Source organism: Pseudoalteromonas denitrificans DSM 6059, assembly GCF_900112265.1.
Taxonomy (GTDB): Bacteria; Pseudomonadota; Gammaproteobacteria; order Enterobacterales; family Alteromonadaceae; genus Pseudoalteromonas; species Pseudoalteromonas denitrificans.
In genome coordinates, this window is record NZ_FOLO01000002.1 from 127066 (window position 1) to 141485 (window position 14420).

12 protein-coding genes are annotated in these 14420 nt (G+C 30.8%); 7 read left to right on the forward strand and 5 right to left on the reverse strand.

Annotated elements, in window-relative coordinates:
- Positions 1 to 76 precede the first annotated feature (76 nt).
- Positions 77 to 523 carry a redox-sensitive transcriptional activator SoxR gene (soxR, locus tag BM088_RS02010; protein WP_091979371.1) on the forward strand — a complete coding sequence of 149 codons (447 nt, stop codon included), beginning with the start codon at positions 77 to 79 and terminating at the stop codon, positions 521 to 523.
- Between the two features lies 1 nt (position 524).
- Here soxR and BM088_RS02015 read toward each other — a convergent pair whose 3' ends face one another.
- Positions 525 to 2078 (reverse strand): HD family phosphohydrolase, encoded by a 1554-nt coding sequence (locus BM088_RS02015; RefSeq protein WP_091979373.1) that lies wholly within the window; start codon positions 2076 to 2078, stop codon positions 525 to 527.
- 316 nt (positions 2079 to 2394) lie between these two features.
- On the opposite strand from BM088_RS02015, the gene BM088_RS02020 reads away from it, so the two are divergent.
- The 3 genes from BM088_RS02020 (at position 2395) to BM088_RS02030 (ending at position 7178) form a co-directional block, all read left to right on the forward strand.
- Positions 2395 to 3339 (forward strand): ABC transporter substrate-binding protein, encoded by a 945-nt coding sequence (locus BM088_RS02020; RefSeq protein WP_091979376.1) that lies wholly within the window; start codon positions 2395 to 2397, stop codon positions 3337 to 3339.
- The gene (locus BM088_RS02025) at positions 3339 to 5219 is read left to right on the forward strand and encodes an ATP-binding protein (RefSeq protein WP_091979378.1); all 1881 of its coding nucleotides are present in this window, start codon (positions 3339 to 3341) and stop codon (positions 5217 to 5219) included. The genes BM088_RS02020 and BM088_RS02025 overlap by 1 nt, the downstream gene beginning before the upstream one ends.
- Before the next feature lie 111 nt (positions 5220 to 5330).
- On the forward strand, positions 5331 to 7178 hold the full coding sequence (locus tag BM088_RS02030; RefSeq protein ID WP_143085022.1) for a tetratricopeptide repeat-containing diguanylate cyclase: 1848 nt from the start codon (positions 5331 to 5333) through the stop codon (positions 7176 to 7178).
- On the opposite strand, the gene BM088_RS02035 is transcribed toward BM088_RS02030, so the two are convergent.
- The 3 genes from BM088_RS02035 to BM088_RS02045 all read right to left on the reverse strand — a co-directional run bounded on the left by BM088_RS02035 (position 7175) and on the right by BM088_RS02045 (position 9126).
- A complete protein-coding gene (locus BM088_RS02035) occupies positions 7175 to 7894 on the reverse strand; it encodes a substrate-binding periplasmic protein (protein WP_177207927.1) in 720 nt (239 codons plus the stop codon). The two genes, BM088_RS02030 and BM088_RS02035, sit on opposite strands and share 4 nt — an antisense overlap.
- A 13-nt stretch (positions 7895 to 7907) precedes the next feature.
- Positions 7908 to 8672, reverse strand: coding sequence for a Tll0287-like domain-containing protein (locus tag BM088_RS02040; RefSeq protein WP_091979383.1), 765 nt, complete (start codon positions 8670 to 8672; stop codon positions 7908 to 7910).
- A gap of 139 nt (positions 8673 to 8811) precedes the next feature.
- On the reverse strand, positions 8812 to 9126 hold the full coding sequence (locus tag BM088_RS02045; RefSeq protein ID WP_091979385.1) for a hypothetical protein: 315 nt from the start codon (positions 9124 to 9126) through the stop codon (positions 8812 to 8814).
- 99 nt (positions 9127 to 9225) lie between these two features.
- On the opposite strand from BM088_RS02045, the gene BM088_RS02050 reads away from it, so the two are divergent.
- Together BM088_RS02050 and BM088_RS02055 are read left to right on the forward strand one after the other, a co-directional pair.
- Positions 9226 to 10110, forward strand: coding sequence for a LysR substrate-binding domain-containing protein (locus tag BM088_RS02050; RefSeq protein ID WP_091979387.1), 885 nt, complete (start codon positions 9226 to 9228; stop codon positions 10108 to 10110).
- A gap of 353 nt (positions 10111 to 10463) precedes the next feature.
- Positions 10464 to 11075 carry a fumarylacetoacetate hydrolase family protein gene (locus tag BM088_RS02055; RefSeq protein WP_091979389.1) on the forward strand — a complete coding sequence of 204 codons (612 nt, stop codon included), beginning with the start codon at positions 10464 to 10466 and terminating at the stop codon, positions 11073 to 11075.
- A 36-nt stretch (positions 11076 to 11111) separates the two neighbouring features.
- Here the strand turns inward: BM088_RS02055 and BM088_RS02060 are convergent, their stop codons facing one another.
- Complete coding sequence (locus tag BM088_RS02060) at positions 11112 to 12119, reverse strand: adenosine deaminase (protein ID WP_091979671.1); 1008 nt, start codon at positions 12117 to 12119, stop codon at positions 11112 to 11114.
- 252 nt (positions 12120 to 12371) lie between these two features.
- Between BM088_RS02060 and BM088_RS02065 the strand changes: the two genes are divergently transcribed.
- The gene (locus BM088_RS02065) at positions 12372 to 14417 is read left to right on the forward strand and encodes a TonB-dependent receptor plug domain-containing protein (RefSeq protein WP_091979391.1); all 2046 of its coding nucleotides are present in this window, start codon (positions 12372 to 12374) and stop codon (positions 14415 to 14417) included.
- Positions 14418 to 14420 lie beyond the last annotated feature (3 nt).

Below are 14420 nucleotides of genomic sequence, written 5' to 3' on the forward strand. Positions count from 1 at the left end.
TAACTTGAGGTCAATGAATTATTTTACTAAACTCAGATTTAGGGAAATAAAATAGAAAAATATATTTGAGCTTATAATGAATTTAGAAGAAGCAAACTTGAGTGTAGGTTATGTCGCTAAGCGCTGTGGGATCAAAGTCTCAACTTTACATTTTTATGAAACAAAGGGTTTGATCCGAAGTTGGCGTAATCAAGGAAATCAAAGACGTTATAAACGTGATGTTTTAAGGCGTATATCAGTGATTAAAGCAGCGCAAAAGATAGGTATTACCCTTGATAGCATTAAACAAACATTTGCAGATTTACCTAATGAACGCACTCCTTGCAAAGGTGACTGGGCTAATCTTGCTAAAAATTGGCAAAAACAACTTGATACAAGAATTGCTTATATGCAAAAGCTGAGAGACTCTGTCACAGGTTGTATAGGTTGTGGTTGTTTATCAATGGAAAATTGCCCTATATATAACCCTGAAGATGAATTAGCAAATGAAGGCTCTGGTGCGGTTCTGTTAGATAGAAAGTAATTTAAAATTCACCGCACCCTGGAATATCATTTATATCAAATTGGTCAATTTGCGTTGGTAATAAATATTTTTTTGCAAATTCAATGTAAACTTTTTTATTAATAAATACATCAAATAAGTCAGGATCAAGATGATTATCTAATTTCATAACGCCCATGATGGTTAGAGTTTCAGAGAGTGTTTTTGGTGGTTTATAAGGTCGGTCATTTGCTGTTAAAGCTTCAAAAACATCGGCAATAGCCATCATTCTTGCGGGGATTGACATTTGTTCTCGGGTTAAACCTTTTGGATAACCAGTGCCATCCATTTTTTCATGGTGACCGCAGGCGAATTCAGGAACACGTTGTAAGTGTTTAGGAAAGGGCATAGATTCGAGCATTTCAACGGTAACATCCATATGACCGTTTATAATTTTTCGTTCTTTAGGGTTTATTGTGCCACGTTTAATTATGAGATTATAAACTTCATCGTCACTTATTACGGATTGTTTAACACCAGCTATTGATATTTGATATTGTTTCGCAATTGAGTAAATATGGTTTATTTTATTATTATCAAAAAATTCGCCGCCCGTATTTGCTTTGCGAATAAAATCTCTGTCAATGTCTAATTGTTTTAATAATACAGCTTTGTTTTGATCATCTAGTTTTTTTGAATTGTAAATATCCCTGGATGCGATTTCAAATCTTGCTTCTATTATTTCAATTCGATCAAAAACAGTGGACAATTTTGTTGGTTTATCCATTACATATTCTGGTGTTGCAATTTTACCACAGTCGTGTAACCAGGCTGCGACATTGAGTTCGTGAAAATCTTCTTTGTCCATATGAAATTCATTTAATGGTCCTGATGTTGTTTTATGACAAGCTTTAGCTAACATCATTGTAATAACTGGCACCCTACGGCAATGCTCTCCTGTATAGGGGGATTTTTTATCAATGGCAGATGCGATTAATTTTGAAAATGAACTAAATAAATGTTCCATTTCATTTATGAGTTGTTTATTGGTAATTATAATGGCTGCTAATGAAGTCAGTGCGTGTGTTGTACGCTGAATATCATCGCTAAAAGGTATGACATTGCCATTTCCATCACTTGCATTAATAAGTTGTATGACACCATTTAATTCTTCTTGGTGGTTTTTCATTGGTAAAGTTAAAACAGATTGCGTTTTATATCCTGTCAACTTATCCATTTCTTTAGCAGCGCAAAAGTTATAGTCAGTATTAGTGTAGGCATCTTTAATGTTGATTATTTCACCAGAAGCGGCGGCAACGGCTACCATCGCATTTTTATTTATTTCACCAAATTGAAAAACGGGAATATTAGGATACTCTATTGCTTTCCCTGTTGTACCGCCTAAGTGTGAATTCAAACTGTTATTTAATAAAGTTTCAAATACGAGCTTATTTTCTGAAGAAACAGAGTAGATAGTGCCAGCATCCGCACTGGCTAATTGCATGGCACTTTTTAGAATTTTTTCTAATAAGACATGATGGTTTTTTTCTGATGATAATGCGATACCAATCTCAACAAAATGTTCAATGCTATTCATTTGAACCCTTATTTCAATTTATACTATTAGGCTGAAACAGTAATAAGTATAGAAGTGGCCTAAAAATTTAGTAGTTTTAAATAGATAATTAGTAAAACTTCTTTTTATTTCAGTTTCTCAAATTAAGAGAGATAAATGTTATGGAAATAAACTGTTTAGTTTATTTTTGGTGAATGGGGCTTATGTGAGTGTAAATCTAGCTTGAGAAGTAAACTTAAAAAATATATAAGCTCAAACTTTTGTTTCTTATTAATTAAAAATAAAAAAGAATGAAATTATTAATCTATAATTGAGTAGAATAACTTAAGGAACTGTTATGAAATCAATATTTTTAATAGCATTAGCTGTTTTTTTGTTATCTTGTTCAAAAATAACTAAGAGTCCAAAAGTGAAGTTGGCGATTAATCCTTGGCCTGGATATGAATTTTTATATTTAGCATCTGAGAAAGGTTTTTTTTTGCAAGAAGGGCTTAATGTTGAACTAATAGAGGCACCATCTTTAGCGGATGTACAGCGTATGTATGCTCAAGGCCATGCAAATGCAATGGCTACAACAATGATTGAAGCTGTTACAAGTGCTGGAGAGTTAAAAAAACCAACTAGTTTAGTACTAATTCCTGATTATTCTAACGGTGGTGATGTGATTTTATCAAATGAAAATATTACATCAGTAAGAGAGCTTAAAGGGAAAAGAGTCGGTGCTGAAATTGGCTCTTTAGGCATGTTTGTTTTAGTTAAAGCACTTAAAAAAAATGGCTTATCTTTAGCTGATGTTGAGGTAATAAATGTTGAGCAACTAAATGCTTTAAATGCGATAAATATAAATGAAATTGAAGCAATCGTTACATACCCTCCTTATTCAATTGAACTTTTAAATAAAACGAATAGTTTAAAAATTTTTACTTCAGCTGAAATTCCTAACGATGTTGTTGATACCATTTCAGTTGATTCAAGTATATTAAAGCAAGATCCTTCGTGGCTAAAAAAGTTTCACAAAGTATGGGAAAGGTCCCTTAATTACGCTAAAACAAATCAGCAAGATGCATATGAAATTATGGCTCAAAGAGAGGGGATTAGTGTTAAAGAGTTTACTGAAGCACTAACAGGGCTTTATATCTTACCGGCATCTGAACAATTAAAAGTGTTAAGTTCAATTCAGCTTAAAAAAAATATAAATGAAGTGTGTCAAACATTAATGATAACAAAAAGTATTTCATTTGATTGCCAAATACTGCCTCGCTATTTAACTATGGCACAATAATGCTTAAAAATAGGGGGGTTAATTTAAGGACTAAAATCAGCATTGGTCTTATTCTGTCCTATACAGTGGTAATTAGTGCTTTACTGCTTATAAATAATAACGTGTCCAAAAACTTGAAAGAGGTTTTGCTTTTAAATGAAGCTAAATTAATGGCTGAAACTGTTATTGGAACAGCTCAAACTAATATGCATTCAGCTAATATTGCACATATAATAAGCTCACTAAGCGCTATTGATGATGTTAGCCATTTATTTATAGTAAATGCTAAAACAAAAAAAATATTAGTCAGTAATCTTAATAAGTTAAAAAATCAATCCTTGTACTATATACAAAATGACCTAAAAGCTTCTTTGGAGAAAATTGATTTAACAAAAAGAAATAATCAATTAATTGGAGGTGAAGGAATTATTTATACTTCATTGTTTAACGCTGTTAGTAAAGACAAAAAATCAATTGAAAAACTTATATTTATTATTAGATTAAGTGATCATAAAGTGACTGGTTTTTTACATGAAAAAACTCAAATATTAATTTTTTCGGCAATTATAGGTTTAGCATTTGCAGTTTCGTTTACCTTGTTCTTATTTAAGTTTCAAATATATCGTCCAATGAATCTTTTGATCCAAGAAATCAAACATGCTCACTTAAATGATAAACCTATAGCACTGCAATATAAATCACATGATGAATTTGGATATTTAATTAGCGCTTATAATAAGCTAATGTCTGATTTTTTTGAAAATCGAGAAAATTTAAAATTACAAAAGGAGCTCAGTGAACAGGCTGCTAAATCCAAGTCTGATTTTTTGGCTGTTATGAGTCATGAAATAAGAACACCTCTAAATGGTGTAGTTGGAATATCATCATTATTAAATAAGACACATTTAAGAGGAGAGCAAAAAGAATATTGTGAAACTATCATAGCATCAGGTAAGCAATTATTGTCTGTAATCAATGATATTTTAGATTTTTCTAAAATAGATGCTGGAAAGCTTATTTTAGATCTACAAAAAAGGGATTTAAACAAAATATTGAAAACAACTGTAAGTATGTTTGAAGTGACAGCTAAAAACCGTAACATTAAATTAATCTCTAAAATTGAGCCATCAATTAAACATAATTTAAGACTTGATGAAACAAGAATCAGGCAAGTTTTAGTAAATTTAATAAGTAATGCTTTTAAGTTCACTAAAGCGGGTCAGGTAACTATTCTTGCTGATGTTTTACAGTCTAATCTAAAGCATTGCACAGTTAGGTTCAGTGTGACCGACACTGGAATAGGGCTAAGTCAGAGTCAAATTGATAAACTTTTTTCTAAATTTGTACAAGCTGATACCTCAACAACCCGTAAATATGGTGGTACAGGTTTAGGTTTAGCTATATGTAAAAGTCTCGTTGAATTAATGGGAGGGAAAATTTGGATTGAAAGTGAGTTAGGAAAAGGCGCTAGTTTTATTTTTGACTTATCTTTTGAAGTATTGGATCTTATTACTTATGAAGCTGAAGAGAAGGATTTAGAAATTGAAATTACTGGTAAGAAAATATTGTTAGTTGAAGATGTGTTAATTAACCAAAAAATAGTGAATGAAATTTTAAAAAATAATAGTTTAGATATTGCTAATGACGGCATAGAAGCAATAGATAAAGTACAACAAAAATCTTATGAAGTAATTTTAATGGATTGTTTAATGCCTAAAATGGATGGTTTTGAAGCTACAACAAAAATTAGAGAGTTAGGAATTACAACCCCAATTATTGCTTTGACTGCAAGTGCCCTACAAGAAACGAAAGATCAATGTAAAGAAGCTGGAATGGATGATTATTTATCAAAACCTTTTGATGTAGATGAAATCTACAAAACACTTGCTAAATGGTTATAAGTTTCAATTTATATTTATCAGACATTAAAATTGAAGGGTAACAAAGTGTTATTAATACATATAAAAAAACTACTTGTCATAATAGTACAATTGATTCTATTGTTTTTTATTATGTTTTATTGCCTAAAAACTTCGGCTATTGAGTCACACCCTGTCTGGTTGCAAGAATCTTTAGATAAGGCCGATAAACTTAATGATAAAAACCCTCACTTAGCACATGAATTTGTGAAAAATCTAAAAAAAAACCACTCTAACAAGTTTTCTGATTTTGATTTTGCTGCAATATATAGTCGGTTGGCAACTTATCAATATTATTTTGGTAATTTTGATGAAAGCTTAACCCTTATTAGTAAAAGCAAGAAGTACATGCCTGTTTTAAAAGGTAAAACGGGAGTTGAAATTTTATTGACCTATGGAAGTGTTTTAGATGCACAAGGCAGTGCTGATGCTGCAATAACAGTATTTCATCAGGCAATTGATTTGGCTAAAAGTGCACAAAATAATGAACTTATATCTGAATCATATAATGTACTGGCTGCAATATATGCTGTAAATCATAATGATATTGAAGCGTTAAAATACTTTAACAAAGCTTATATTTTGATTGCAGCATCAAAAAATGAGCTCAAGATGGCTTACTTAAAATTAAATATGGCTAATTCTTATACCTATATAAAAGACTTTAAAAAAGCGATTTTATTACAAAATGAAGCAATAGATTATTTTAAATCCAATGAATACTTTTATGATGAAATGTTGACAATTGAAAGTCAGGCCACTACTTATTTATTTGCCAAAAACTATGATAAAGCACTGTTGAGTTACCAAAAAGTACTCGAGTTATCAAAATCATTTAACGATCAAAATAGTCAACTTTTTGCTTTTTCAGGGTTGAGTAAAGTTTTTTTGAAAAAGGAAGAGTATGAAAAGTCTTTTTTATACTGGTCTAAAGCTGATGAATTAATTTATAAAGTTAATAGCCCTTATAGCTATTCAAGTCATTTATTGATTAAAGCGAAACTCGCAATAATAAAAAATAAGATTAAAAAGGCAACAACAGCAATAAAGGAGGCTGAAGTTTATTTAAGTAAATTAGATAAAGACAAGAACGTGAATCTTTTTGTAACATATTTTGATATTAAAATTGATATTGCAATGAGTCGTAATGATTTTAAATCAGCCTATTTATTATTAAAAAAATCAAGTGAATTATATGATAATTACCATGATGTCATTCGTGAAAATACACGTTCAAAATACAAAATAATGTTTGATACGGAGCAAGCTGAATTAAAAAATCAATTACTTGAAAAAGATAAAAAATTAGCAGCGACAGAGCTTGAAAACTCATCGCATAAAAATCAGATACAAAATTTAGTTATTATCATAGCGGTTTTATTTATTATAATTCTTGTTTATTTATTTCATAAACAAATCAAAACAAGTAAAAAATTAAATCGATTGGCAAATACTGATGAATTAACGCAATTAGCGAATCGTAGATATAGTTTTTATTATGCTGAGCGAGCGCTTAAACAGTCGCAATTAACGGCACAAAATTTTTCAATTATTATTTTTGATATTGATCATTTTAAATATGTTAATGATACTTTTGGTCACCTAGCTGGAGATAATGTCCTGATTGCGGTTGCTAAGGTGGCTAGTGGATATATTCGTGAGAAAGATGTTTTGGGGCGAGTGGGTGGTGAAGAGTTTTTAGCGGTATTGTCTGGTGCTTCATCTGCTCAAGCATATGTTATTGCACAGAGAATCAAGCTTGCAATAGAGGATTTATCTTTAGAATATGATAATCGGGTAATTAAAGTGACAGCCAGTTTTGGAATTGCTCAATTTAGCGAAAAGCAAAATGATTTTGTTAGTTTATTTCAACATGCTGATGAGTATTTATATAAAGCTAAAAATAAAGGAAGGAACTGTATCGTGAGTGAATTTACCTAATTTTGTGTAAAGTAAAATTCATAAGATGTTTCATTTAAGGCTAAAGTAAATGCATCGTCAATTTTTTTGTATGTTTCTTTATCCATTCCGGGCTTTGTAGCAATATATACACCTGAAGAGTAGCCATGAAAATAGGAGCAGGCAATCTCTTTTGAGAGTGGGTTTGTTAAATGATATAGCTTGATTGGATTTGGATGAAATAATGCGTCTATACGGCCTAACTTCAGCAACTCTATTCCTCTATTCAATGAATTTGTTCCTTTTATATCTATTAAATTGGCTGAAGAGCTTTTAAGCGTAGGCACTATTTTTGTGCCTGAAGGTATGCCAATTGCTAACCCTTTAAAAAGATGCGTTGCACTGAGAATCGGTATGAAATTTTTCTTTTTAAAGCAAAGCCCAGGTGTTGAATGAAAAAATGCTTTGGATAAATGTTTTAACTTATTAAATGGATCATCAACAGGGTAAAGTAAATCTATATTACCCTTTTTAAGCTCTGAAATAGCACGCTTGCTTGGATATTGAATGTATTCAACATTTGAAAATTTACTTTCTAAAATAGCATGAACATATTTGTAAGCTTTATCATTTCTAATGTTATTTTTAAAATCAACATGGGGTGGGTAGTCTATTATTCCTACTTTTAAAGTAACAGAGTTGGCTTTCAACGAAATGAAATTAATTAGAAATATTAAAAGATACAAACTGTTTTTCATAATCACTCTATTGCTATTTATCATAAATAATAATACTGATACCACCACCAAAATCTTTTAAGGTCCAATTTTCCATTGGAAAGCCTGTTTTATCTATATTGGTCCATTGAAGTTTGTTTCGATTTTTGTTTAATGGATTGTTTTCAGGTTTACCATGACAATATAAACAAAAAGTTTGCATTTTCACGGGTAAAAAATACCTTTGAGCCGTTTTATTCAAATATTTGGCCTTGTCATCATAGTAGCGCGGAAGTGCTGACTCTTGTATTTTTTTCATTGTTTCAACCTCCCATAAATCGGGGTGATTTAATTGATTTCGGATCATATCAGGTGTGCTTGTAAACTTAATTTTTAGCCCTAATCCTTTTTTTGATAGTTTTTCCGATAATTGAAAGGCAAAGATGGCAGGTATAAAGCCTTTAAATTGAATATCATCATCATAAAAAAGGGTACGATTACTTTCCATTACTTCAATCATTACTCTAAGAAGTGCTTTTACTAATATATGTTCATCACTAGGAAAAGGTTTGTTAAATTTTGTGCGATAAGCTTTTTTTATATTTAATAAGAAAGATTTGCCAAATAAACCCGATTTATCACTTCCTTTTTGATTTATGAGTGTTTGATTTTTAAAAATATAAGTCATAGATGCTTGATATATTTCTGCTATTTCAGAGATTAGAAGTGATTTATCAGCATTGATACTTCCTTGGTGGTCTGATGCATAGGTATTGCTAAAATTGATAAACATAAAAAAAAATATAATTTTTTTTATCATATGAAATGGGCTTTTTATGGATGTTTATTCATCAATATTAGAACATGCAAAACAAATTCTCAATCAAATTACATTGACTTAAATTATGTGTATCAATATTAAAAATATCAATACGCATAAGACCAAGAGACCTTAAAAGTTAACTAAATGTTTTTTTTAGAATGAGTTTTGCTTGCGCTCTGGGTAAGCAGCTCGCAAGAGGTTTTTGATTGAATTTTGAATGATTAATATTAATGCTTTGAGTTGAAATATGGCTATTTTTCCATTTGATCTCAACTCTACATTTTGTCGAACTTTCGCTTTCACTGTAGATAATCTTAATTTTATCTGTTCGTTTAATGAGTAAGTTATATGGATAACCTTGATTTGAATATAACTTATGACTTTGTGCATTTACTGATGTAGTAGATATAAATATAAGTAATACAGCTGATAATATAGATATGAATTTCATAATAATCTCTTTATAAATAAACTTGATTATTAAATTAGTCTTTGTTCTATTATCTATCAAACGATATAAATTTAACGGTAGTTAAGATTTTCTTAAGTTATGAAAAATTTACCCCCATTAAAATCACTTCAAGTATTTTTGAGCGCGGCTCAAAATAATAGTTTTAAAGCTGCAGCTGAAAACTTGTATGTAACGCAGGCTGCCGTGAGTCAACAAATCCGTTTGCTAGAAAGTCACTTAGGATGCAAGCTATTTGAGCGTAATAGTAAGCAAACAAAGTTGAATGAAAAAGGGAAACTCTTAATGCCATATATAGAGCATGCATTTGAGCAAATTAATCATGGTGTTAATGCAGTTAAGTTTGAACCTAATGCCAATGAACTTCGAATAAGTGCATTACACTCGGTTACTTCTATTTTATTAATTCCAAAAATAAGTGAGTTTCAAGAAAAAAACTCAAATTTAAGCGTGCAATTTTCACCCAACAATAAACTAGATACATTTGAAGCATTAGATATTGATATCGCAATAAGGCGTGGTTTAGGTGATTATTCAGGGCTTAAAAGTCGAAAATTAGTTGAAGATTCAATTATTCTAATTTCGAGTCCTTTAATTATTAAAGAAAATAAAAATGATATAGATATTATTTTTGATTTGCCTTTGCTTGAAGATACAAGTTCTGATATTCAAGAAGCAATTAATGACTGTTGTAAGCAATTTGACATAAAACGAAGCAGGCTTAAATCAAGACTTAAAACAACAGATGCTTTACCAATCATTCAAAGTGCTTTGGCGGGGCAGGGGATTGCTTTTGTTAGTAAAGTTTTAGTTGACGAGCATTTAAGAAATGGTAATTTGATTAATGTGCTCAATTATTATTTTGATAACCCGAGATCACTGTATTTAGTGGCACCCGCTCATCACTTTAGTTGGGATAAGGTGAAACGTTTTGAAACATGGATAACTAAACTTTTGTCTATATAATTTAATTTTTAATTAAAAATAACTGTTTAAAGGGGTGAGTAGCGTTATCTCACTAAAGGGAAGATATATTGATTTAAAAGTGTTTTTACTCGCATTTATTTAGTGAATATCCATCATCATAAACTTGTTAAAACATATTCATTTATTTCATATAAAATGACGTCGATTTCTTCTTATAGCAACTCTTTTTAGAAAGTAAAAAAATATAGCTGAGGGTCAATTTTAAGGAGTATTGGTTTAGTTTTTCTGATTAAAGCTAAGTATCTACATTGATTCAGACGACACAGCGATTGTACATTCAGAATACTTATCTTATGAAGTTGGTATTATATTGCTAAAAACAGGAGTTAAATTTGAAAATTGTTCAACTTAATGATAGTCAAATTACACCAAATAAAATAATTTGCATTGGCAGAAATTATGTCGCTCATATTGCCGAACTTGATAATGAAGTTCCCGATGAAATGGTCATATTTTTAAAACCAAACTCTGCGATATCTCATAAGTTATCTGCTTGTCATCAAGAAACTTTACACTATGAAGCTGAGTTGTGTTTTATTTATCAACAAGGGCGTTTTAGTGCTGTGGGTTTTGGGTTAGATTTAACAAAGCGAGGTTTACAAAGTAAACTAAAAGTTAAAGGCTTGCCATGGGAGCGTGCAAAAGCATTTAATGGTTCAGCTATTTTTAGTGATTTTGTATCTATTAATAATATAGATAGCAGCTTGTCTTTAGAGCTTAAAATTGATGGTGAAATTATTCAGTCTGGTGGCGTTGCGTTAATGATGTATAAACCCGATGAAATTTTAAAAGAGATTCTGACTTTTATGGACTTACAAGATGGTGACATTGTTATGACTGGTACACCTAAAGGGGTGGGGGTGATTCATTCAGGATCGTGTTTTGAAGGTCGAATTTTAAATAAGGAAGTAGAACTGGTTAAAAAGTGCTGGATTGCCGTTTAATTTTTTATAAATTGAAAGAGCATCTTAGTGCTCTTTTTATTTAAATGCTTTTACATAAGCATTAATAATGTTAGTGAGTCTTATTTTTTCATCATGGTTAATAAAACTGGCATTAATGGCGTTGTATGTAAATTGTGCTATTTCGTCTAAATTCATTTCCTGAGCTTGTGCTACGGCTAAAAAATTGTTTGTGATGTAGCCGCCAAAATACGCAGGATCGTCTGAGTTTATTGTAACGCAGACATTTTTTCTTAAAAGTGAAACTATGTTGTGTTGCTCCATGTGTTCAAATACGCGTAGCTTGATATTAGATAATGGACATACGGTTAATGCTATTTTGTGGGTGATGAGGTGCTCTAATAATTCAAGATCATCAACACAGCGTACGCCGTGATCAATACGTGAAACTTTTAATAAGTTTAATGCTTCAGTTATATAACTAGCAGGTCCCTCTTCACCAGCATGAGCAACTGTTAAAAAACCTTCTTTTAATGCTTGTTGGAATACGTATTGAAATTTATTTGGTGGATTGCCTTGCTCCGATGAATCTAAACCCACGGCAATGATTTTATCTTTATGCTGTAAAGCCTGAGCTAAAGTTTCAAAAGCGGCATCTTCGTCTAAATGCCTTAAAAAGCTCATAATAAGATTGCTTGTGATATTGAGTTCTTGTTCTGCTTGTTTTAAAGCTCTATCAATACCATTAATTATAGTACTAAATTGGATCCCTCTGGCTGTATGAGTTTGTGGGTCAAAAAATATTTCAGTATGAATAACATTATCTTGTTTGCAACGTAATAAATATGCCCAAGTGAGATCAAAAAAATCCTGTTCGTGTATTAGTACGTTTGCACCTTGGTAGTAAATATCTAGAAAGGATTGTAAATTTTCAAATTCGTAAGCTTTAGCTACCTCATTAGGGTCATTAAAAGGAATATTAATATTATTACGCTGTGCTAACTTAAACATGAGCTCTGGTTCTAATGAGCCTTCAATATGAAGATGTAATTCTACTTTAGGTAAGCCTTGAATGAATTTTTTTATCATAGGCAAAAAACCCCTTAGATTTAAATTATTACAAATAAAAAGATTAAGTAGTAAGTATATACCATGATTATAAAGCTAAATTTTTAAGTTGATAAATTTTTTGTTCTTAAATAAAAGTGCCTTTGCTTATCTATTTTGATTATTCTTCTATAATTAAAGCATGAAATTGAAGTCAAGTTATGTATGAATCGTTTTCAGTTATTTAAGTGTTTTTTGCTTTTTGTATCTACTCCTGCTTTTTCTGATTAGGTGGATTTATTTTCTTTATCTATTGAAGCCCTTGGTGAAGTAATCATTAAATCAGCTTCAGGGTTTGAAGAAAAGGTTATTGAAGCACCTACAGCAGTGACTATTATTTCAGAACAAATGATTGTTAATAGTGGTGTTTATACTTTAAGAGATTTACTGACATTATATGTTCCAAGCTTTGTTCAAGTGCAAGATCAAAATGAATATAATGTTTCATTTCGGGGGATTTATACATCTTCACAGCAAAAATTTTTAATTTTACTTAATGGTCACAGGTTGAATAGTCGGGCATATTCAATGGCTAATCCAGATCATGCAATTAGTTTAGAAAAAATAAAGCGTATAGAGGTATTGCGAGGACCAGGATCATCAGTACATGGTAATATTGCTTTAACGAGTGTTGTTAATATTATTTCAAAATCTGGTGAAAGTGTTGCAGGTTTTGTAGGAAGTACTGAGTTTGGCAATTATGGATATAAAGAATTATATTTTGAGTTTGGAAATAAAAAAAATAAAATAGATTATTTTTCATGGTTTAAGTTTGTTGAAAGTGATGGTGAAAAGGTTTTAATTAAACCTGAAGATGATTACTCTCCAAAACCAAATGTTATGCCTGTTTATTCAGTTTTAGATGGTTTTTTTAATGAAGCTTCGTATGATCTAGGTTTAACTATTAAAGTAGATGATAGCTGGTCATTTTTAGTTAATCATCGTCAAGGACATTATATTGAACCACTCACCACTGGAGGTATTTCAGGTGAAGCATACTCTATTAAAAATATACCTTTAGTTAATGGGGTATCTCCTGGTGCTATGTCTACTTGGTGGCATTATTATTTAAAAAATGATTGGAATGTGAATAATAGAAATAATTTACACATAAAAGTTTATTACGACAGTAATGACATAAAAGGGCCTGTTGTAATAAATGCGCAAACAAATGCATTTGTTGATGTTGCATGGCAAGAGTATGACTATGGTTTGAGTGTTCAATGGTTACATGATTTTAATTGGGCACAGTTACTTTTAGGTATTGATTTTGATGATACAAAATTAACAAATAGTCAGGCAACCGCTGGGTCAAATGGTGTTATTACAGGGCCTATTTTATTTAATGGTGAACCAGTTTTAAAGTTAGGAAAAGAGTCGATATTATCGACTTACTTACAGTATAAGCAGCCCATTTTTAAAAAATTAAAACTTAATGCAGGTGTTAGGTTTGATGCCAAAAAAAGGTTAACTGGTACAGATATTAAAGAGGTAAGTCCCCGCATAGCTTTGTTATATAACAAAGGGAATAGTATCTATAAACTATCTTATGCAAAATCATTTGTAGATCCCCCTTATTGGAATCGATACTCGAGCTTCGCATCATTTAGAGGATCATCAGATTTAAAGCCTGAAATATTAAAGTCTATTCAATTTACACCTGAGTTTCATTTTTTAAATAAGAGATCACAACTTAAATTCAACTTATATCATAACGAATATACTGATATTGTTTTTCGAAAAAAAACAGCGTTGCCAAATGAGCCTTTATTTATAAATGCAGGTAAATTAAAAACAATAGGCATAGAACCTGAATTCACTTATCAATTTGAAAAGCGTACGTTCAGGTTTATTGGGAGTTATTATAAGATTAAAAAGTCTGAAGGTTATAGTGCTGATAATAATGAAATATATAATATTCCACGATATCAATTTAATTTAATATTTGACCAAAAATTAAATGATATTGTATCTTATCAATTATCACTCAAATATATTGGAAGCCGTAAGTCACCTATTAATATAGCTTTTAATAATGTTCCCGTTGAAGACCCTTTTCCTAATGAAGGAGTTGAATACCAAGTACCAGAAAATATGCTACCGCCAACTTTTTTGTCTAATATGAACATCAGGTGGCAAATACCAAGTTTACCTATGGTTGTTACATTTAATGTAAAAAATATATTTGATAAAACATGGCGTCAAGGCGGTACAGTGGTACATCCGTATCAACAAACCGGACGTTGGTTTAAGTTTGGAGCTGAATATAAATTTTAACCT